Source organism: Flavobacterium sp. PLA-DH12 (assembly GCF_059511845.1).
In genome coordinates, this window is record NZ_JCAMPD010000006.1 from 109,212 (window position 1) to 130,031 (window position 20,820).

General features: G+C 34.6%; 20 protein-coding genes. 14 read left to right on the forward strand and 6 right to left on the reverse strand.

What is annotated here, in order from left to right; all coding sequences use genetic code 11:
• The first annotated feature begins 34 nt into the window (after positions 1-34).
• From AC5ZCW_RS13360 to AC5ZCW_RS13390, 7 genes are all read left to right on the forward strand, one after another.
• The gene (locus tag AC5ZCW_RS13360) at positions 35-499 is read left to right on the forward strand and encodes a Fur family transcriptional regulator (protein ID WP_250835238.1); all 465 of its coding nucleotides are present in this window, start codon (positions 35-37) and stop codon (positions 497-499) included.
• A gap of 93 nt (positions 500-592) precedes the next feature.
• Positions 593-1,864 carry an adenylosuccinate synthase gene (locus AC5ZCW_RS13365; RefSeq protein ID WP_177210430.1) on the forward strand — a complete coding sequence of 424 codons (1,272 nt, stop codon included), beginning with the start codon at positions 593-595 and terminating at the stop codon, positions 1,862-1,864.
• Between the two features lie 55 nt (positions 1,865-1,919).
• Entirely contained in the window at positions 1,920-2,504 is a 585-nt protein-coding gene (locus tag AC5ZCW_RS13370) for an NUDIX domain-containing protein (protein ID WP_496120356.1), read from the forward strand.
• Positions 2,505-2,518: 14 nt separating this feature from the next.
• Complete coding sequence (locus AC5ZCW_RS13375) at positions 2,519-3,091, forward strand: hypothetical protein (protein WP_496120358.1); 573 nt, start codon at positions 2,519-2,521, stop codon at positions 3,089-3,091.
• Between the two features lie 90 nt (positions 3,092-3,181).
• Positions 3,182-4,066 (forward strand): L,D-transpeptidase, encoded by an 885-nt coding sequence (locus tag AC5ZCW_RS13380; RefSeq protein WP_496120359.1) that lies wholly within the window; start codon positions 3,182-3,184, stop codon positions 4,064-4,066.
• 293 nt (positions 4,067-4,359) lie between these two features.
• The gene (locus AC5ZCW_RS13385; protein WP_496120361.1) at positions 4,360-4,950 is read left to right on the forward strand and encodes a TetR/AcrR family transcriptional regulator; all 591 of its coding nucleotides are present in this window, start codon (positions 4,360-4,362) and stop codon (positions 4,948-4,950) included.
• Between the two features lie 58 nt (positions 4,951-5,008).
• On the forward strand, positions 5,009-6,148 hold the full coding sequence (locus AC5ZCW_RS13390) for an FAD-dependent oxidoreductase (RefSeq protein ID WP_496120362.1): 1,140 nt from the start codon (positions 5,009-5,011) through the stop codon (positions 6,146-6,148).
• Positions 6,149-6,209: 61 nt separating this feature from the next.
• Here AC5ZCW_RS13390 and AC5ZCW_RS13395 read toward each other — a convergent pair whose 3' ends face one another.
• The 5 genes from AC5ZCW_RS13395 to AC5ZCW_RS13415 form a co-directional block, all read right to left on the reverse strand.
• Positions 6,210-6,602: a hypothetical protein gene (locus AC5ZCW_RS13395; protein WP_343542375.1), complete on the reverse strand. Its 393-nt coding sequence runs from the start codon at positions 6,600-6,602 to the stop codon at positions 6,210-6,212.
• 5 nt (positions 6,603-6,607) lie between these two features.
• The gene (guaB, locus tag AC5ZCW_RS13400) at positions 6,608-8,080 is read right to left on the reverse strand and encodes an IMP dehydrogenase (protein ID WP_177210436.1); all 1,473 of its coding nucleotides are present in this window, start codon (positions 8,078-8,080) and stop codon (positions 6,608-6,610) included.
• Between the two features lie 199 nt (positions 8,081-8,279).
• Positions 8,280-9,674: a DUF5723 family protein gene (locus AC5ZCW_RS13405; RefSeq protein WP_496120363.1), complete on the reverse strand. Its 1,395-nt coding sequence runs from the start codon at positions 9,672-9,674 to the stop codon at positions 8,280-8,282.
• Positions 9,671-10,222, reverse strand: coding sequence for a hypothetical protein (locus AC5ZCW_RS13410; RefSeq protein WP_496120365.1), 552 nt, complete (start codon positions 10,220-10,222; stop codon positions 9,671-9,673). The genes AC5ZCW_RS13405 and AC5ZCW_RS13410 overlap by 4 nt, the downstream gene beginning before the upstream one ends.
• Before the next feature lie 77 nt (positions 10,223-10,299).
• A complete protein-coding gene (locus AC5ZCW_RS13415) occupies positions 10,300-11,166 on the reverse strand; it encodes a hydroxymethylglutaryl-CoA lyase-like TIM-barrel protein (RefSeq protein ID WP_496120366.1) in 867 nt (288 codons plus the stop codon).
• Positions 11,167-11,376: 210 nt separating this feature from the next.
• Here AC5ZCW_RS13415 and AC5ZCW_RS13420 point away from each other — a divergent pair, with 210 nt between their 5' ends.
• Positions 11,377-11,988 (forward strand): hypothetical protein, encoded by a 612-nt coding sequence (locus AC5ZCW_RS13420; RefSeq protein ID WP_496120368.1) that lies wholly within the window; start codon positions 11,377-11,379, stop codon positions 11,986-11,988.
• Entirely contained in the window at positions 11,985-12,701 is a 717-nt protein-coding gene (locus AC5ZCW_RS13425) for a DUF3307 domain-containing protein (protein WP_496120370.1), read from the forward strand. Before AC5ZCW_RS13420 ends, AC5ZCW_RS13425 begins: the two co-directional genes overlap by 4 nt.
• On the opposite strand, the gene AC5ZCW_RS13430 is transcribed toward AC5ZCW_RS13425, so the two are convergent.
• Complete coding sequence (locus tag AC5ZCW_RS13430; protein WP_343542382.1) at positions 12,687-13,721, reverse strand: quinone-dependent dihydroorotate dehydrogenase; 1,035 nt, start codon at positions 13,719-13,721, stop codon at positions 12,687-12,689. The genes AC5ZCW_RS13425 and AC5ZCW_RS13430 overlap by 15 nt on opposite strands.
• A gap of 373 nt (positions 13,722-14,094) precedes the next feature.
• On the opposite strand from AC5ZCW_RS13430, the gene AC5ZCW_RS13435 reads away from it, so the two are divergent.
• From AC5ZCW_RS13435 to AC5ZCW_RS13455, 5 genes are all read left to right on the forward strand, one after another.
• Positions 14,095-16,533: an arylsulfatase gene (locus tag AC5ZCW_RS13435; RefSeq protein ID WP_343542383.1), complete on the forward strand. Its 2,439-nt coding sequence runs from the start codon at positions 14,095-14,097 to the stop codon at positions 16,531-16,533.
• Between the two features lie 121 nt (positions 16,534-16,654).
• A complete protein-coding gene (locus tag AC5ZCW_RS13440) occupies positions 16,655-17,239 on the forward strand; it encodes a hypothetical protein (RefSeq protein WP_496120373.1) in 585 nt (194 codons plus the stop codon).
• A 22-nt stretch (positions 17,240-17,261) separates the two neighbouring features.
• The gene (locus AC5ZCW_RS13445; RefSeq protein WP_496120375.1) at positions 17,262-18,482 is read left to right on the forward strand and encodes an OprO/OprP family phosphate-selective porin; all 1,221 of its coding nucleotides are present in this window, start codon (positions 17,262-17,264) and stop codon (positions 18,480-18,482) included.
• 73 nt (positions 18,483-18,555) lie between these two features.
• A complete protein-coding gene (locus tag AC5ZCW_RS13450; protein ID WP_343542389.1) occupies positions 18,556-19,548 on the forward strand; it encodes a DUF6515 family protein in 993 nt (330 codons plus the stop codon).
• Between the two features lie 102 nt (positions 19,549-19,650).
• Complete coding sequence (locus AC5ZCW_RS13455) at positions 19,651-20,784, forward strand: formylglycine-generating enzyme family protein (protein WP_496120377.1); 1,134 nt, start codon at positions 19,651-19,653, stop codon at positions 20,782-20,784.
• Positions 20,785-20,820 lie beyond the last annotated feature (36 nt).

The window sequence follows — 20,820 nt, forward strand, 5'->3', positions numbered from 1 at the left end:
ATTCATTAAAAATAAAAAATTATCTTTGCCGGATATGACACTTATTTCAACTGACAACACTAAGAATCAAGAAATTGTAAAAAATGTTTTTACACTATATCTTGAACAAAAAGGGCATCGCAAAACTCCTGAGCGTTATGCTATACTTCAGGAAATTTACGATAGCGAGGAGCATTTTGATATAGAAAATCTATACATCAAAATGAAAAACAAAAACTATCGTGTAAGTAGAGCTACTTTATACAACACGATTGAGTTATTGTTGGACTGCGCTTTGGTTAGAAAACATCAATTTGGGCAAAATCAGGCTTACTACGAAAAATCATATTTTGATAAACAGCACGATCACATCATTATGACAGATTCTGGTGAGGTAATTGAATTTTGTGACCCAAGAATTCAAACCATCAAAAAAACTATCGAAGAAATTTTTGATATTGAAATCACAAATCATTCGCTTTATTTCTACGGAAACAAAAAGCAAAGCTCAAATTCATAGTCTTTAAACAGACTTTTTCAAAAAATTAAAAAAGAAAATTAACTACATAATCAGTAGGACGACTTAGATTGTCCCAACGCAAATTAAAACAGAATGACCGTAGATTTATTACTAGGATTACAATGGGGAGATGAAGGTAAAGGAAAAATTGTTGACGTACTTACCTCAAATTATGATATTATTGCACGTTTTCAAGGAGGACCAAATGCAGGACATACATTAGAATTTGACGGAATTAAACACGTACTTAGAACAATTCCTTCTGGAATTTTTCATAAAAACTCAGTAAACATCATCGGAAATGGTGTTGTAATTGATCCTGTAGTTTTTCAAAAAGAAATTGAAGGGTTAGAAAAATTCAACCTTGACATCAAAAAGAAATTAATCATTTCTAGAAAAGCACATTTAATTTTACCTACTCACCGTTTGCTTGATGCAGCTTCTGAAGCTTCAAAAGGAAAAGCAAAAATTGGTTCTACTCTTAAAGGAATTGGACCAACTTATATGGATAAAACAGGTAGAAATGGTTTACGTGTTGGAGATATCGAATTAGAAGATTTCAAAGATCGTTACAGAGCTTTGGCTGACAAACACGAAGCTATGATTGCTTTTTACGATGTGAACATCCAATACAATTTAGCTGAATTAGAAAAAGAATTCTTTGAAGCTATTGAAGAACTTAAAAAATTAGATTTTATTGATAGTGAAGAATACATGCACCAAGCTCAAAAAGCTGGAAAATCTATTCTTTGCGAAGGAGCTCAAGGATCTTTATTAGATGTTGATTTCGGAACTTATCCTTTCGTAACTTCATCAAACACTACTGCTGCTGGAGCTTGTACTGGTTTAGGAATTGCTCCTAACAAAATCAAAGAAGTGTACGGAATTTTCAAAGCTTACGTTACACGTGTAGGTAGCGGACCTTTCCCAACAGAACTTTTTGACGAAGTTGGCGCTACAATGGCAAAAGTTGGTAACGAATTTGGTTCTGTAACAGGAAGACAAAGACGTTGCGGATGGTTAGACCTTGTTGCTTTAAAATATGCAGTTCAAGTTAACGGAGTTACTCAGTTAATGATGATGAAAGGTGACGTTCTTTCTGGTTTTGAAACTTTAAAAGTTTGTACAGAGTACAACTACAAAGGACAAAACATTTCTCACTTCCCTTATAACATTGAACCAGAAAACGTTACTCCGGTTTACAAAGAATTTAAAGGATGGAAACAAGATTTAACTGGATTAACATCTTACGATCAATTGCCGATTGAGCTAAAAGAATATATTGAGTTTATTGAAAAAGAAATCGAAGTACCAATCAAAATTGTATCGGTTGGACCAGATAGAAAACAAACAATAACAAAATAATACATTTAAACGCTCTGATAATCAGGGCGTTTTTTTTTATGAAATAATTTTTCAGATGAGAAAGAATCCAGAAATCGAAATAACAGACACCAAATTATTATCAGATAATTGGTATATATTGAACAAAGTTACTTTTAACTACAAAAAAAAAAACGAAAAAGTAGAATCTCATATTCGCGAAGTTTATGATCGCGGAAATGGTGCTGGAATATTATTATACAATACCGCTAAAAAAACAGTTGTACTAACAAGACAATTTCGTTTACCGACTTATCTTAACGGAAATAAAACCGGAATGATGATTGAGGTTTGTGCAGGACTTTTAGACAAAGACAATGCCGAACAAGCTATTATTCGTGAAACGGAAGAAGAGACGGGATATCGTTTAACAAAAGTTCAAAAAGTAATCGAAACCTATATGTCTCCGGGATCTGTAACAGAGATTCTGTATTTGTTTGTGGGAGAATATAACGAAAACATGAAAGTAAGTTCTGGTGGCGGACTTGACGCTGAACAGGAAAACATAGAAGTTCTGGAGTATACTTTTGATGAAGCTTACGCCATGATTGAATCTGGAGAAATCACTGATGCAAAAACTATTATGCTTTTACAGCATGCTAAAATAAAAGGGTTGATTTAATTATAATAATTTATATGCACCAAAAAAATGATAGCAAAATAAGTATTTGGAAAGAATTTGCAGATAAAACAAACGGAATTTTTAAGGAAGGCTATTCTTGGCAGTCAGATTCTGTTGTAATTACATATAAAAACTGGGAAATTACATTTGATAATTACACGCTTTGGTCTGGAAAATACAGTACCGAAATGACAAGAATTATTGTTCCCATTAATTCAAATAATGATTTTAGATTTGAAATATATAAGGAAGGACTTATTCGTAAGATTGAAAAATTATTTGGAGCACAAGATATTCAAATTGGATCTGAGGATTTTGACAAAGCATTCATCATTAAAAGTAATAATGAATTAAAAATTAAATCCTTATTACGAAGCACAGTAATTCGTTCTCTTTTTTTTGACATCAAAGACGTAAATATTCAAATTTCTGATCAGAAAGGAATTTGGGAACAAAAACTCCCTGAAAATCAATTTGAACTATCTTTTTATTTTGACGGAAAAACGGCAGATTTACAGAAACTAAATCAAATATTAGAACTCTTTAAAATAATTTTGAATGAGTTACATCAAATGAGTATTATTTGATAAAATGTAAATCCCGAAACCAATTCAAAAAATTATGTAACCCTTTTCAGCTATCAGATTTATAACTTTATATTCATAAAAATTCGACCTATGAAAAAGTTATATTACACTGCAAACATAATACTGATCTTGATGTTGGTTTTATTAGGTTCTTGTAAAAAAACCGATACCATTACACTGACTGAAAATAAAAAAGAGAAAAAAAAGGTAATTGAACACAAAAAGCCTGAAACGATTGCATATCAAATCGAGAAAACCAAAGATTGGCTGAAACTAAACGAAGCCGACAGTTCTAAAATGGATATTGTTTATGCATTGAATAGAACTGATAAAGCCAATTTCAAAAAACTGGATTCGGTTGTAATTCCAGCAGATTTTAGTGGTGATTTGGTTTATTACTTGCCCTTTCCACTGCATGTTTCAGCATTAGAAGAAGTATCTAAAATTATCCTATTTTCATATCCAGCACAAGCTTTTGCCGCTTATGAAAATGGCGAATTAGTTCGTACAGGACCAACTAATATGGGCAGAAAAAAAGACCCCACTCCTACTGGATTGTTTTTCACCAATTGGAAAGCAGAACAAACCACAAGTACATTTAATGACGAGTGGGATTTAAAATGGAATTTTAATATCGAAAATAAATTAGGAGTCGGCTTTCATGAATATGCGCTTCCAGGATATCCAGCATCACATTCTTGCTTACGACTATTAGAAAAAGACGCTAAATACCTTTATAAATTTGCTGATGAATGGATTCTAAAAGACAAAGAAAACATAAAAGTAAAAGGTACGCCAGTTATAGTTTTTGGAGGTTATAATTTTGATGGTCCAAAACCATGGTTGCAATTAACATCAAATCCAGAAGCTTTAAACATCTCTGAAGGCGATATCGAAACTACTGTAAGTCCTTATTTAAAAGAAATCTTAGAGAATCAAAACCTAAGAGAAGCTGAACCAACAAAAACTTTATAAAATATATTCTAAATACAGAATCAGCTGAAATGATAGCATATCGTTTCAGCTTTTTTTGTTTTTGTTTAAACATAAAATTTGGCTAAAGCCGCTCATACAATTATTATAAACGTCCAGCTAAAGCTGGAGGCAATTCATATTTTCAACCCTTTGAACCTTTACCTCTTTGCTCCTTTGAACCTAAAAAACTCAGGACCTCAGCACCTTAGAATCTTAGCATCTCAAAAAAAACATAAATAAGCGATCGTTCATTTATTATTTTTCATATCTTTGTACCATAATCAATTAGAATCATGAGAACTAGAGATACCAATAAAGAAGTAATTGTAAAACAAAAAGCAATAGAAATGATTGTTACGCAAGGCGTAGAAGGTTTCGGAATGAATCGTCTTGCTAAAGAATGCGGCATTTCTGTTGCGACACTTTATATCTATTATTCAGACAAAGAAGATTTGATTCGTAAAATTGGAATTGAAATCGGTCAAAATTTCTTTGAAAAGATGTTTGATGGCTTCTCTACAAATATGTCTTTTAGAGATGGATTACGAAATCAATGGGAAAACCGTATTTATTTTAATCTAAATTTTGCCCAACAAGCTACCTGTTTTGAACTTTTAAGACATTCTACTCACGGCGATGCAATCATACAAGAAGTAACAGGAAAGTACAAGCAAATGATGACTGAATTTATGCTTTTGGCCATTGAGAGAAAAGAGCTTATTTCTGTTCCTTATGAAGTATTTTGGAGCATTGCTTACGGTTCACTTTATTCTCTTTTAGAGTTTCATAGAGACGGAAAATCAATGTCTGGAAAATCTTTTGTTCTTAATGATAAGATTAAAAATGAAGCTTTCAATTTAGTCCTAAAAGCTCTAACTCCTTGATTCTACTTCAAATTCCAAACTCAATTATAATTACAATACAATATAAATTTCAATAAAAATGAAAACTTCAATTATAGAAAATAAAAAAATTGCCATTATTGGCGGTGGTCCAGTTGGACTGACTACAGCTAGAATTTTACAAATAAACGGTGCTGATGTTACGGTTTATGAAAGAGACACAAATGCACAAGCCAGAACATCGGGCGGAACTCTAGATATTCACTCTGATTCTGGTCAATACGCGATTCAGAAAGCGGGCTTGATGGAGGAATTTAAAAAATATGCCAGACCAACAGGAGAAAAAATGGCTGACATAGATGGAAATATCACTTCTGATGAAATGCCAAACGAAACCAACGCTTTCTCACGCCCAGAAATTGACCGTAATGATCTTAGAAAAATTATGCTGGACAATCTTAAAGAAAATACCGTTGTTTGGGATAGTCAATTGATTAATCTCGAAAAACATGAAAACCAATATGTTTTGGAGTTCAAAAACGGTACAAAAACAACTGCAGGTTTTGTTATTGTAGCAAACGGAGGAAGATCAAACGCTAGAAAATTTGTAAGCGATCAAGAGCCTCAGCTTTCTGGAACTTACATTATTCAGGGAGAAATTGTAAATCCGGATCAAGATTATCCTGAATTTAAACCGAAATACGGAAACGGAAATGTTATGGCAATGGGCGAACATAAAATGTTCTACACACATACTATGCGGGATGGTTCTGTTCACTTTGGCGTTTCTTTTAAAGCAGATGAAGATTGGATTTCGAACCACGGAATAAATTTTGAAGACGATCAATCTGTAATTTCTTTTTTAAACGAAACTTTTGAGAACTGGGGAGACGATTATAAAAAATTCTTTGCTGTTTCTACTGAATTTTCTGGTTTGCCTTTAAGATTATTTTCTTTAGAAGAACCTTGGAAAGAACATTCAAATATTACGCTTGTTGGCGACGCAGCTCACTTAATGCCTCCATTCGCAGGTGAAGGTGTAAATATGGGACTATTTGATGCTTTCCATTTAACCGAGAATTTAACCAACGGAAAATTTGAAACCATTGACAAAGCAATTGCTGATTACGAAAAAAAAATGTTTGGTTACGCTCTAGAAGCACAACGTATGACAAAGAAAATGGAAGATTTACTGCATTCTGATATTGTTGCTGAAGATATTTTGAATAGTAGATTCTAATAAAATCAAATACTAAAAATTAAAAAAGGCGTAAAATTAAATCTTACGCCTTTTTTATATACTAACAGATCAATATTTCGATCTCATCTAACTGTATTTGTTTTCTTTTTATTCCATAAAGTCTTTTCAATAAATTCAAAATACTAAATGGATTACTTCCTAACATTGAATAAAACACAGTCATATCTTCATAATTATGAACTGAAATTTTATACCTTGCTTTCTCAGTTATTTGAAAACTAAAAAATTTCACTGCTCTTTTTCCATTTTTAGAATCTCTTGTTTTAAAGCTTTTCTCTGTAAGCATTATCGATTCATTTGTTTTTAAATCAAGTATCTCAACAAAAAAATCATCATTTACCTGAACATCAAAACCACCTAAAACATAGATATCATAAAATCCATAATACAAATCAACCTCAAGAACATCTTTTAACTTGAACTGTATATTCATTATAATTATCTAGAATAATTTGGAGCTTCTTTTGTAATAGTTACGTTATGTGGGTGGCTTTCAGTGATTCCGCTTGAAGTAATTCTCACGAAACGTCCTGTTTCCTGTAAAGTAGGAATGTCTTTTGAACCGCAGTATCCCATACCTGCACGAAGACCTCCAATAAATTGAAGCATACTTTCGTTTAATTCTCCTTTGTAAGGAACACGCCCAACGATTCCTTCTGGAACTAATTTCTTAACGTCGTCTTCAACATCTTGGAAATAACGGTCTTTAGATCCTGTTTGCATTGCTTCAACAGATCCCATTCCGCGGTAAGATTTGAATTTTCTTCCTTCAAAAATGATAGTTTCTCCTGGAGATTCTTTTGTTCCTGCTAATAATGAACCTAACATCACACAGTCAGCACCTGCAGCGATTGCTTTAGGAATATCTCCTGTATAACGAATTCCACCATCGGCAATAACTGGAACTCCAGTTCCTTTGATAGCTGCAGCGACTTCTAAAACTGCTGAGAATTGAGGGAAACCAACACCTGCAACGATACGTGTAGTACAGATAGAACCTGGTCCGATTCCGACTTTTACTCCGTCAGCACCATTTTCTACTAAATATTTAGCAGCTTCTGGCGTTGCAATATTTCCAACCACAACATCTATTTGAGGGAATTTTGATTTTACTTCTTTCAATACATTCACCACACCTTCTGTATGTCCGTGAGCTGTATCAATAATAATGGCATCTACACCAGCAGCAACCAAAGCTTCAGCTCTTTGAACTGCATCTCCAGTAACTCCAATTGCAGCAGCAACTCTTAAACGACCAAAAGAATCTTTATTAGCGATTGGCTTTTGAGTCAGTTTTGTAATATCTCTAAACGTAATTAGACCTACTAATTCGTTTTTATCGTTTACAACTGGTAATTTTTCGATTTTATGACCTTGCAAAACAACTTCTGCCTGCTCTAATGAAGTTCCTTCAGAAACCGTTACTAAGTTTTGGCTTGTCATAACCTCAGCAATTGGTCTTGCTCCGTTTTTCTCGAAACGCAAGTCACGATTGGTAACAATTCCTTTAAGGATTCTGTTTTCGTCAACGATTGGAATACCACCGATTCCGAATTCTTTCATAGCGTTTTTAGCATCAGCAATTGTAGAGTTCATTGGTAAAGTTACCGGATCGATAATCATACCTGCTTCTGCACGTTTTACTTTTCGAACTTTTCCTGCTTGCTGTTCGATAGTCATATTTTTATGTAAAACACCAATTCCGCCTTCTTGTGCCATAGCGATTGCCATTGCGCTTTCTGTAACTGTATCCATCGCAGCTGATACAATTGGAACGTTTAATGTAATGTTTTTTGAGAATCTTGATTTAATGCTCACTTCGCGAGGAAGCACATTCGAGTAGTTAGGTACTAATAATACATCGTCGTAAGTTAAACCTTCGCCGATAATCTTGGAGTTGTGTGCTATCATGGTGCAATTTCTAGTTGAATTGCGTGCAAATATAGTGAATAAATTGCTAACTTGAATACTAACTTATTCATAAATTTACTTTTACACGAATCGACTTACAAATTAAATTCCAATTTTTTAAATTCCAAATTCCAAGTTAGATCGAAAAAAAAGCTTCGCTTTTTTTTGGGGAGTTTGGAATTTGAAAAATTGAATATTTCTATTCTTTGTCTTCAAAAACAAAGTTGATTCCGAGCTGAAAGGCTGCGCTGCTGGCCTTGGAAATATCTTTATATTCTAAAACATTATTGACTAGAGCATAGATATTAACTGGGCCTAGTGTTCCTGCAAGTCCTAAACCGATATTTTTATTGGAAAAAGTATTTAGAGTATAAGTTGCTTTAAGATCTAGTTTTTTAAAAATATTTCTTCTATAAAAAGCTGTTATAGCAAATAAAGGCACTCGAGGCGCAGACATTGCGAAGACCTGCGCTCCTACCGCATTTTTATAATATTTATTGACTTTTCCATGGCAATTGCATTCGTCATCGGGACGCGCTTCTCCAAACGAATATTGTATCGAAGAATAAATTTTTGTTGGGCGCCAAGTTGTGTACTTATTGTATAAGGTATCTCTTGGAATTGCTTTGTCAAATTCGTCGAATACATTTTCTGGATCATCTGAACCTAAAAAATCTGGATTGGCGCCATTGTAACGATAGGTTCCTTTATACGTTAAGGTTTCAATATCTTTGGTCTGTCTGACAAAACCTAAATCTACAATGCTTGCTGTAAACTGCAAATTGTCTTTTATATAATAGGTAATCCCAGCATCTATTCCTAAACCCAGACTTCCGTTAAAAAAAGTATTATTAGCGAGATCACGAGCTATATTTCCTTCATATTCGTCCTTCGTAAAACTTGCAATCCCAGAAGTTTTTAATTCTAAATTGGAAGAAATAACCTGATTGTAAAGGTTTGGAGTTCCTGTCTGTTGGCCTGTATATATGTAACCAGAATTTTTTGTCGAAGTAGCGTTTGCACCGCTCGAATAGATTTTGGCACGCCCTCCGTAAACGAACTTATCATTTACTTTTTTATGAAATCCGACGTGAAATACAGAAAGCACTTCGGCTTTCATATTCAAATCGCCTAGATTGAATGATTTACCAATATAATCTCTGTTTCCGTTTAAGGCCAATAACGCTAGATCTTTTGGAACAAACATGAAAAAATCGAATTCCTGATACAGACCAAACGAAATGTAGGAACGACTTTCTCTGCCTCCAATTCTGAATCCGCCAGAAAACAATTCCAATTGCTGATTTGTAACTACTTTATCATTACTAGAAGATTTATTGACAACATCTCTCACTTTCTGATTAAAATCGACTCCATCTTTTGAAAATAGATCATAAGCCGAAAAACTGCTGGAGCCTACATTTGCAGAAATTCCAGATAAAACTGGAAATCCAAAATAATATTTATATGAAACATCAGCTCCCGGATTTACTAGTGAAGATTGCGGGATTGAAGTAAAATTATATAACAACTCTCTGTTTTGCGCAAAACAAGAAAGATGAAAAAACAAGCAAAGAATTAGGGTTTTTCTCATTCAATTACCAAATAAGCCGTTGCACTTGATCTTAATTTTAAATTTCCTAGACTCTCGCTATTTAATGGAGGTCCGGCAGCAATTACTACCACAAAACCAATTCTTTGAGTTTGCTTTAAAAGATCTAATCGCGCGTTTTCAAAAACTTCTGTTGGGTATTTTATAACATTTGGTGTCCCTGTATAGGCGGGAACGGTAAAAGATAGAGTCTGTAAAATCTGATTCTCTTCACTAAGCAAGAGCATATTTATAACAAAAGAACGATTTATATTGTTTTCGATTTCAAAATCAAACTCAGCTTTTTTAAGACGCTCATTAAAAAATTTATTTTTAAAAATATCAAAATCTCTTACGTCGGGATAAATATTAGTTCCGCCATCGTCTACAAGTTTGTTTGCAGGAATATCAAAATAAGCAAGGTTTGCTACAAAAACAGGTTCGATTTTAAAATCGTTTACCTGATCAAAATCTAAGTCGCTTGAGCAGGAAAATAATAGAAAAACTGAAAAAAGTATACTTGAAATTTTACTTAGTGAGCTTGATCTCATGAGAATAATTATATCAATACTAATGTAACGCTTAATGTTTACAAACCGTATCGAAGGTAAGAAAATATAACTATTTTTTAATGAAACTTTCCGAACAATTTTGAAGCTTCGTTGTAAGCGCTTTCGAAGCTAAGAGAATTAAGTCCGGTTATTTTTTTATTTGCAGTAAAATAAGAAACGAGCTTTTCTGTGGGCATATTCCCTGTCAGTTTATCGGTTGCCATTGGGCATCCTCCAAAACCTTGAATAGCGCCATCAAAACGGATACAACCCGCTTTTGCTGCGGCGTCAATTTTTTCGAACCAGCTGTCTGGCGTGGTATGAAGATGGGCACCAAATTCAATTTCAGGATATTTCGGAATTAAATCCGAGAACAAATAGGTAATTACTTCTGGTGTAGACGTTCCCACCGTATCAGACAGCGATAAAATTTTCACTCCCATTCCTGCCAATTTTTCTGTCCACTCTGCTACGATTTCGACATTCCAAGGATCTCCATATGGATTTCCAAAACCCATTGAAAGATAGGTAACCACTTCTTTGTTTTTATTATCTGCCACTTCAAGAATTTCTTCAAGAGTAATTAGAGACTCTGCAATTGTTTTGTGCGTGTTACGCATCTGAAAGTTCTCAGAAATAGAAAATGGAAAACCTAGATATTGAATCTGCTCATAACTTGCAGCTGTTATAGCGCCTTGTGTGTTGGCAATAATAGAAAGCAGTTTACTTGTTGTTTGGGAAAGGTCTAATTGTGCCAAAACCTCAGCAGTATCCTGCATTTGCGGAATCGCTTTTGGAGAAACAAAACTTCCAAAATCAATGGTATCAAAGCCAACTCGCAACAAAGCTTGTATGTAAGTAACTTTATTTTTTGTTGGAATAAAATCTTTAATGCCTTGCATGGCATCTCGAGGGCATTCGATAATTTTGATTTCTTTACTCAAAGCTTATTCTTTTGTAAAGGCTAAGTTAGTTTCTTTTTTAATGAAATAAAAGAGAATTTTAGCGCAATCCTATTTATTACAAAATATCGTAATAGTTCACATTATTACCAAAAAATGTAATATTTTAAAATATTACCAAAAAACGTAATAATTAATTTTATTACTTATATTTGTAATAGAAAGTTTATTATTTTTTAATTATATTTGATTATGACTAGTGTAATTACAGGCGACATAATTGGTTCGAGACAGCAATCTGAACATTGGGTTGAAGATTTAAAAAAAATCTTGGCTCCATTTGGTCATACGCCAAGTCAATGGGAGATTTATCGTGGAGATGAGTTTCAAGTTGAAGTAACCAATCCTGAAGATGCATTACTAATTGCTATTTTAATAAAAGCTCATTTACGATCTATAAAATCTGATGCCCGCATGAGTATTGGTTTTGGAGACAAAACACATCAAGCTGAACGAATTTCCGAAAGCAATGGCTCTGCTTTTATACATTCGGGAGAACTTTTTGATACTTTAAAAAAACAGAAAGTCACCTTAGCGCTTCGAACTGGAAATAGTGATTTTGACGAAAAATTGAATTTAATGCTGCAATTGGCGTTAACTTTCATGGATAGCTGGCTGGTACAGTCGGCAGAATTTGTTACTGTTGCCATTGAAAATCCGACTTTGTCTCAAGAAGAATTAGGACAAAAATTAGGCATTAACCAAGCTGCTGTCAGCCGAAGACAAAAACGTGCTCAGTTTGATCTGGTAATCAATTTAGACAGATACTTTAGAAAACAAATAAAACAACTTACAGCCTCATGATTTTATTTATAAAACTGCTTCTCGCTCATTTGTTAGGTGATTTTATCTGGCAGCCCAATTCTTGGGTCGCCGACAAAGAAATTAAAAAACACAAAAGTATTTACCTGTATATCCATATTTTACTGCATGGAGTTTTAGCCGCAATTTTGGTGGGCGAAATCAGCTTTATACCTTATGCTGTTTTAATTGCTGTTACGCATGGAATTGTAGATTTAATCAAATTAAATTTTCAGAAAAACAAAACCAAACGTACTTGGTTTATTGTTGATCAAATTGCACATATTTTAATTTTAATTGGAATTGTACTCCTATATGAAAATAAGCCTATTCCCTATTTTTGGAAAAATAATGAGTTTTGGATTTTGCTTACTGGTTTTTTATTGCTCACAAAACCAACCTCTATTTTTATAAAAACCATCATCTCAATCTGGGCACCAGAAAGCAAAAACAGCAATCAGGATAACTCACTAATTGCTGCTGGAAATTATATTGGTATTTTAGAACGCTTATTTGTTTTCGGTTTTATTTTAACCGGGCATTTTGAGGCGATCGGATTTCTATTGGCCGCCAAATCTATTTTCAGATTCGGAGATTTAAAAGAAGCCAAAGACAGGAAATTGACCGAATATGTTTTAATCGGAACTTTGATCAGCTTTGGAATTGCAATACTCGCAGGATTAACCGTTCAAGTACTTCTTTTACAATTGCCCTAAAACTTTTTTATTGATTGCTTTTATCAATGCTGGCCCTTCGTAAATAAAACCAGTATACAATTGCACCAAACTTGCTCCTGCATTTAGTTTTTCAATTGCATCATCTGCAGAATGAATTCCTCCCACTCCAATAATTGGGAATGCTTTATTGCTTTTTTCAGAAAGAAAACGAATGACTTCTGTAGAACGTTTCGTTAAAGGTTTTCCAGACAAACCTCCCGTTTCTGTTTGATTGGCAGATTGTAATCCTTCTCTTGAAATTGTAGTATTTGTAGCAATTACTCCCGCAATCTGAGTTGTTTTTACAATATCAATAATATCCAATAATTGCTCGTCTGTTAAGTCTGGAGCAATTTTTAAAAGGATTGGTTTTACTTTTTGAGTGCTTGTTTTTTGCTTTTCAACATTTCTGTTCTGCAAAGTCTGCAATAAAGCCGTTAATGGTTCTTTATCTTGCAGAGCTCTCAAATTTGGTGTATTTGGCGAACTCACATTCACAACAAAATAATCTACATGATTAAAAAGTGCATCGAAACAAATGATATAATCTTTTACGGCATCTTCATTATCGGTTACTTTATTTTTTCCGATATTTCCTCCAATCAAAACACCCGAATTCTTTTTCAAACGTTCTACAGCTTCTAGAACACCGCCATTATTAAATCCCATTCGGTTAATAATCGCTTGATCTTCTTTTAAACGGAATAAACGTTTCTTCGGATTTCCTTCCTGTCCAACTGGCGTTACAGTTCCTATTTCGATAAAACCAAAACCAAAATCACCAAGTTCTTTGTACAGCTTTGCGTCTTTGTCAAAACCAGCCGCAAGTCCAACTGGATTTTTAAATTTAATTCCGAAAACTTCTCTTTCTAATCGAACATCTTTTACTTCATAAATCGATCTTATAATTGCCGAAACTCCTGGGATTTTTGAAATGAATTTTACAAAAGAAAAAGTAAAATAATGCACTTTTTCAGGATCAAAACAAAAAAGTATCGGGCGAATTATCAATTTATACATAAGAGTTGTGTTGTTGTTATTTTGGCTGCAAATTTAAATATTATAGTTTAAAAAGGTGTCTTTTTACAAAAACAAATCATTTTCTTTTTGTTTGATTATTCTACTTATAAATAAAACCATTCTTAAATTTTATGTCATGTACTGTTTAAAAACATGTTTTTTATGTTGCAAATTATAAAATGAAACAAGTTCACTTCTTTTAAAACTTCCTTTTGGGTTAAGAATCTCTAATTTTGAGATATTCATTCCAAATAAAAAACTATACACCAGCAAAATATTCAAATCCGAAAAAAACTTATTTTTTTTCAGATTATCCTCATAACCACGTTCAAAAAATTCCTTCACAAAAATTATTAATTAATCAAGTTCAATTATGAAAGTCAGTAAACAATTAATTCTAAAAAGTATCTTCGTACTTCTATTTTGTCTTTCTTTCGGTTTATCAACTAAATTATTTGCGCAAGCAGATCCTCAGCAGGTAACCAAAGAAACTTTTAAAGGAAAAATGGCCTTAGACATTAGAGATTCCAAAAGTGATTGGGCTCCATACTTACCTAAAAAAGCACCTGCAGGAGCTCCAAATATTCTATTTATCTTATATGATGATACAGGTATGGCTGCATGGTCAACATACGGAGGAGCGATTAATATGCCAACGATGCAAAAATTAGCCGATAACGGAATTACTTACTCGCAATGGCATACAACAGCTTTATGTTCTCCAACCCGCTCTACACTTTTAACAGGTCGCAACCATCACCTTAACGGAATGGCTGCAATCACAGAAACAGCAGATGGATATCCTGGAGCAAGCGGAAGAATTCCTAAACAAGCCGCAACAATTGGCCAGATTCTTCAAGATAATGGTTGGAGCACTTTTTGGGTTGGAAAAAATCATAATGTACCCGAACAAGATATTGCCTCTGGTGGGCCTAGAGCTACTTGGCCGCTTCAAATGGGATTTGATCGCTTTTATGGTTTTCTTGGCGGAGAAACCAATCAATGGTATCCTGATTTAGTTGAAGACAATCATTTTATTGAACCACCTGCAACTCCAGAAGAAGGATATCATTTGTCTAAAGATTTAGCCGATCATGCATTAGAATTTATCAAAGACCAACAGGCAACAAATCCTTCCAAACCATGGTACATGTGGTATTGTCCAGGCGCCAATCATGCTCCACATCAAGCTCCTGAAGAATACATTGCAAAATATAAAGGTAAATTTGACGAAGGTTATGATGCGTATCGTAAATGGGTTCTTCCTAGAATGATTGCAAAAGGAGTTTTACCTCCGGGAACAAATTTTGACAAATTTAATCCTATGCCTCCAGGAGTAGCAAATCCTGCGGACAATGTATTGGATTGGAATAAATTGAAACCAGAAGAAAAGAAATTGTTTTCAAGATTGGCTGAAGTTTATGCTGGTTTTTCAGAATATACCGATGCACAAGTTGGAAGAATTATTGATTATCTAGAAAAAACAGGACAGCTAGAAAATACACTTGTAATTTATGCTGCTGACAACGGTGCTTCGGGTGAAGGTTCTGAATCGGGTTCTGTTAATGAGAATAAATTCTTCAATGGATATCCTGACGAATTAAAAGAAAATTTAAAATATATTGATAAATTAGGAAGTCCAGACACTTACGAACATTATCCAACTGGTTGGGCTGCTGCGTTCTCGACTCCTTTTAAAATGTTTAAAAGATACAGCCAATATGCTGGAGGAACTTGTGATCCGCTAGTAATGTCATGGCCTAAAGGAATAAAAGCGAAAGGTGTTGTTCGTGATCAATTTCATCATTCAACAGATATTGTTCCGACAATATTAGATGTATGCGGTTTAGAAATGCCTAAAGAATATCGAGGTGTCCCACAATATCCTTTATCTGGAGTTTCTATGCGTTATACTTTTGATGCTGCTCCAAATACAAAAACTCAAAAACATATTCAATATTTTGCCATGTTAGGAAGCCGCGCTTTATGGAAAGATGGCTGGAAAGCCGTTGCATTGCACGCTCCATTGTCTGGAAAAGGAAATTTTGATAAAGACGTTTGGGAATTATACAATACTGATGTGGATCGATCTGAGTCTAAAAATTTAGCAGCAAAATATCCAGACAAATTAAAAGAGCTTATTAAAGACTGGAATGATGAAGCGGCTAAAAACTTAGTATTGCCACTTGACGACCGCTCTGCAATTGAAATTCTTGGAACAGAAAGACCTTCTTCTGAAGCTCCTCGCGATCTTTATAAATACTATCCTGGAACTTCGGCCGTACCAGAGGGTGTTGCTGTTAATGTTCGTGGACGCTCTTATAAAATAGTTGCTGATGTTGATGTTAAAGATGCCAATGCTTCAGGTGTAATTTTTGCTCACGGTTCACGTTTTGGAGGCCATACTTTATTCTTAAAAGATAAAAAATTAAATTATGTCTATAATTTCTTAGGAATTGCTCCTGAACAACGATTTACTTCTAACATTGCTATAACTCCAGGAAAACACGTTTTTGGAATGGAATTCAATCGTGAAAAAGCAGGTCCAAATGGTGAATCTATTGGAACAATGAAGTTATACATCGACGGAAAAGAAGTAGCATCTGGACCTATGAGAACTCAATCTGGGAAATTTACCCTTTCAGGAGATGGACTTTGTGTTGGTTTTGACAGCGGGGATGCTGTTAGTAAAGAATACAAAACTCCAGGAACTTTTAAAGGCGGTGAAATTATTGGTGTCGGAGTTAGTGTTGGAAAAGTTGAATATTCTGACCTAAATAACGACGCAAAAAGAGCTTTAGGAAGAGATTAATCACCTAAATAGAAATTTAAAAAGAGGTATTTAATGAACATAATCATGGACAGTAATACCTCTTTTTTCTTTATAATTAATGTAAGGCAATAAAAGAATGTTTCTTTAAGAATGAATCAAAATGTTCGATAATAATTATTATATAAAAAACTTCCTTGTAATTCTAATTTCTTTAATCAGTTGCTTTTTTTCGACTAAAATTAAAGCTCAGGAGCATGAGGAAAAGACTTTTAGTCCGCACCATCAAATCGGGATCTCTATTAATCATGTTCATGTTTTTGAAGGTCGAGATGAAGATGGAAATCGAGAAACATTAACGCTTCCTGCTTGGGGAATAGATTATACATTTCAGTTTCACGAAAAATGGGCTATTGGTCTCCATACTGATTTTATTATGGAAAAATATAAAGTCGAAAAGGTTTATGCAAGCGAAGAAGACAAAGAAACTGTAGAAAGAAGTTATCCTATTGCTCCTGCTCTAATGGGAATTTATAAACCTAATGAGCATTGGAGTTTTCTTTTAGGATTTGGAGGTGAATTTGCCAAAGAAGAAGATTTTTTCCTGACCAGAGCAGGAGTTGAATATGGCTACGAACTGCCAAAAGGCTGGGAAATTTTCGGAACTGTCAGCTACGATTTTAAATGGAATGCCTATGACAGCTGGGGAATTGGTTTAGGAATCGCAAAAAACTTTGGAGGAAAATAATTTATACCAACCTATTGATCTTATGTATAGCACAAATAAACCAAATCGCATTTCTAAATATTCCCTCTTAGTTTTTCTTTTACTAATTGGTTTCAAAGGATTTTCACAGCAAGAAAAGGACACTACCAAACTAATGAATGTTCGCTATGGAAGTAAAGGAATTGAATTAGAAACCCGTGACAAAAAGTTTCTCTTTCAATTGGCAAGCCGACTTCAATTTCGTTTTTCAACACCAAATGACACAGACCCTTTAACTTATGATGATTATAGCCAAGATGCTAAAACGACTTTCAAAATAAACCGTGCCAGATTAAAAATTGGCGGTCATGCTTTTGAACCTTGGCTTAAATACTACTGGGAATATGAATTAAGCCAGTCCAATTTATTGGATTTTAGAATTATGATCGAAAAATGGGATTTCCTGAGTTTTAAAGTTGGGCAATGGAAAACGGAATTTACACGGGAACGTTTTATCAGTAGTGGCGAACAGCAAATGGTAGATCGCTCCTTAATTAATCGTCCTTTTACCGTAGACCGACAATTAGGAGCCGAAGTTTATGGACATTTAAAAGGTGCTGGAGTTGCCGATTTTAATTATTGGTTCGCTGCTCTAACAGGAACAGGACGCGGAAGCACTTCTAATGACGATAATCATTTAATGTATTTTGGAAGAGCGCAATGGAATTTTCTTGGAAGATTTCTTGATTTCGAAGGTTGTGATTTAGAATTCCACGAAAAACCAACTCCAATTATTGCGTTTTCTGCCATCACAAACCGAAGCCCGTACACTCGTTTCTCACAAGCTGGAGGAGGTTCTCTCGACGGATTTGAAGATGGCTTGCCTGGACAATACAGAGTTAATCAATGGAATCTGGAAAGTGCTTTTATGTATCGCGGTTTTTCTTGGCAGAGCGAATGGCATACCAAAGAAATTATTGACAAATACAATAATAATGACATGACTGTAATGAAAGGTTATTATGTTCAAGCTGGATATTTCTTCCATAATGTTTTTGACTGGTGGCCACAGCACTTGGAAATGGCTGGACGGCATGCCGCATATCGACCTGATAATACTATTAGAGAAAATAGACAAGAGGAGTCTACATTGGCATTTAACTGGTTTTTTAAAGGACATAAAAACAAATTAACTTCAGAGGTAAGTTATTTTAGCTTTCAAGATAAAACACTTCCTTTACAAGAAGGGTGGCGATTTAGAATACAATGGGATATCTCATTATAATTCAAACTTTTAATTCATTAATTCAAAACCAACATTTTTTTTTCATAACTTTAAATCACATAAATTGCTGAATATGAAAAATATATCGAAAACAGTAAAAAAACTGGCACTTTTAATGTGTTTGACCGGAACTTTTTTGTTTATTTCTGTTGACAGTTTAGCACAGCGCCATCGCGGAGGCGGCGGAGGTGGCGGATTTAACAGAGGCGGCGGAGGGGCAGCTCATACTCGTCCCGCAAGACCAGCAACGCAATCTAGACCAAATGTGAGTAGACCTACCACAACAAGGCCAACAGCAACGACTAGACCTGCCGCAACTAGACCTGGAGCAAATAACTCGGGAACTAAAATAAATAGACCTTCTAACAATTCCAACAGAAACAATACGGTAAATAGAAATAATACCGTAAATAGAAACAATGTTGGCAACAGAAACACCAACATAAGCGGCAATAACGTTAACAGAAACAGAAATAACGTCAACATAAATGTAAATAATAGTGTTCATGTTCGCAACAACCGCAACACTATAGTTAGACCTGGACCTCGACCTTACGTTCGTCCACCTTATGTATACGGCGGTTACAGATACAATTGCTACCATCCTTACTATCCGCGCCCTTACAGACCTTTTTATTGGGGACCAGTTTGGCATCCTTGGGGATTTTTTGTTGCAACTCTAGCAACTACAGCGATTATTGTTAGTGTAGAAAATCAGAAATATCACTACGATCAAGGAGTTTGGTATACCTCGACAAATGGCGGTTATACGGCTGTACCTGCACCAGTTGGCGGAACGGTAAATAATATTCCAAGTGGAGCAGAAACAGTCAATACAGGAACAGTCAATAATTACTATTACGGAGGAACGTATTACGAAAAAGACGGTGGAAAATATACTGTCGTTGCTCCTACTGCTGGAACAATTGTAGAAAACTTGCCTGAAGGCGGAGAAGAAGTAACAATTGGAGATGCTAAATATGTAAAATTTGGAGAAACCTATTATCAGCCCGTACAAATTGATGGAAAAGATAAATACGAAGTAGTTTCGGTTGAGAAAGAATAACATAATTTTATTAATTCTATAAAATTAATATACTTTCAAAAATAATTTTAACTATTTTTATCCCTGCTATTGACACCATTATAAGCTCAAAATAAATAAACCATGAAAAACAAAACCTTTTGGATTTTTGCACTACTTACATTATCCATTATTTCAATTGCTTACAGTTATACTAGATTTGCAGATAAAGCAGAAAAAACAGCTGTCGAATGTCATGAAACTCCAAGTACTACTGCAGAATCTGAATTTAAACCAACTGTCGAAAATAAATTTAAACCGACAGAAAAAGCTCCGAAAGGCATGGTTTGGATTCCTGGAGGAGAATTTTCAATGGGAACAAATGTAGAAGATGAAAGTTTATGCAGTATTAAAGGCGTTACTAAAGATGCAGCTCCAATACATAGAGTTTATGTTGATGGATATTATATGGATGAAACTGAAGTCACCAATGAAGAATTCGAAAAATTTGTAAAAGCTACAGGGTATGTAACTGTTGCGGAACAAAAACCAACAAAAGAAGAATTTCCGACAGCAAATGAGGAAGATCTTGTTACTGGTTCTGTTGTCTTCACTCCTACTCCTTCAGCGGTTAATCTTAACAATTTCTTGCAATGGTGGCGTTATGAACCAGGCGCTGATTGGAGACATCCAGACGGTCCACAAAGCACTATTAAAGGAAAAGAAAAATATCCTGTTGTGCATGTTGTATACGAAGATGCAGCTGCTTATGCTAAATGGGCTGGAAAAAGATTGCCAACAGAAGCCGAATGGGAATTTGCAGCACGCGGTGGTAAAACTGGAAATCTATATGCTTGGGGAAATGATTTAAAACCGAAAGGAAAATTCCAAGCTAATATTTATCAGGGGCATTTCCCTATTAAAGACGGTGATACTGGAGAAGATGGTTTTAAAGGCATTGCTCCAACAGCACAATACGCCCCAAACGCATACGGTTTGTATGACATGGCTGGAAACGTATGGGAATGGGTAAATGATTGGTACAGCGTTGACTATTACAAATCATTAGCAGAAAGCGGGAAAGTAACAAAAAATCCGCAAGGACCTAGCGCTTATTATGATCCTAGTGATCCAAGCGAAATAAAACGAGTTCATCGTGGTGGTTCATTCTTGTGTACAGACCAATACTGCACTCGATACATGGTGGGAACAAGAGGAAAAGGCGAAATCAGATCGGCTGCTAACCATGTTGGTTTTAGATGCGTAAAAAGCAAATAGCAAACTTAAAATACTAGAAAGGGATTCGACAACGAA

Coding starts and splice junctions, on each gene's coding strand:
- AC5ZCW_RS13405 (WP_496120363.1), bottom strand. CDS start 9,674: ATGAGAAAAACCCTAATTCTTTGCTTGTTTTTTCATCTTTCTTGTTTT.
- AC5ZCW_RS13430 (WP_343542382.1), bottom strand. CDS start 13,721: ATGTATAAATTGATAATTCGCCCGATACTTTTTTGTTTTGATCCTGAA.
- AC5ZCW_RS13375 (WP_496120358.1), top strand. CDS start 2,519: ATGCACCAAAAAAATGATAGCAAAATAAGTATTTGGAAAGAATTTGCA.
- AC5ZCW_RS13440 (WP_496120373.1), top strand. CDS start 16,655: ATGTTCGATAATAATTATTATATAAAAAACTTCCTTGTAATTCTAATT.
- AC5ZCW_RS13390 (WP_496120362.1), top strand. CDS start 5,009: ATGAAAACTTCAATTATAGAAAATAAAAAAATTGCCATTATTGGCGGT.
- AC5ZCW_RS13385 (WP_496120361.1), top strand. CDS start 4,360: ATGAGAACTAGAGATACCAATAAAGAAGTAATTGTAAAACAAAAAGCA.
- AC5ZCW_RS13435 (WP_343542383.1), top strand. CDS start 14,095: ATGAAAGTCAGTAAACAATTAATTCTAAAAAGTATCTTCGTACTTCTA.
- AC5ZCW_RS13380 (WP_496120359.1), top strand. CDS start 3,182: ATGAAAAAGTTATATTACACTGCAAACATAATACTGATCTTGATGTTG.
- AC5ZCW_RS13450 (WP_343542389.1), top strand. CDS start 18,556: ATGAAAAATATATCGAAAACAGTAAAAAAACTGGCACTTTTAATGTGT.
- AC5ZCW_RS13365 (WP_177210430.1), top strand. CDS start 593: ATGACCGTAGATTTATTACTAGGATTACAATGGGGAGATGAAGGTAAA.
- AC5ZCW_RS13455 (WP_496120377.1), top strand. CDS start 19,651: ATGAAAAACAAAACCTTTTGGATTTTTGCACTACTTACATTATCCATT.
- AC5ZCW_RS13445 (WP_496120375.1), top strand. CDS start 17,262: ATGTATAGCACAAATAAACCAAATCGCATTTCTAAATATTCCCTCTTA.
- AC5ZCW_RS13395 (WP_343542375.1), bottom strand. CDS start 6,602: ATGAATATACAGTTCAAGTTAAAAGATGTTCTTGAGGTTGATTTGTAT.
- AC5ZCW_RS13360 (WP_250835238.1), top strand. CDS start 35: ATGACACTTATTTCAACTGACAACACTAAGAATCAAGAAATTGTAAAA.
- AC5ZCW_RS13420 (WP_496120368.1), top strand. CDS start 11,377: ATGACTAGTGTAATTACAGGCGACATAATTGGTTCGAGACAGCAATCT.
- AC5ZCW_RS13410 (WP_496120365.1), bottom strand. CDS start 10,222: ATGAGATCAAGCTCACTAAGTAAAATTTCAAGTATACTTTTTTCAGTT.
- guaB (WP_177210436.1), bottom strand. CDS start 8,080: ATGATAGCACACAACTCCAAGATTATCGGCGAAGGTTTAACTTACGAC.
- AC5ZCW_RS13370 (WP_496120356.1), top strand. CDS start 1,920: ATGAGAAAGAATCCAGAAATCGAAATAACAGACACCAAATTATTATCA.
- AC5ZCW_RS13425 (WP_496120370.1), top strand. CDS start 11,985: ATGATTTTATTTATAAAACTGCTTCTCGCTCATTTGTTAGGTGATTTT.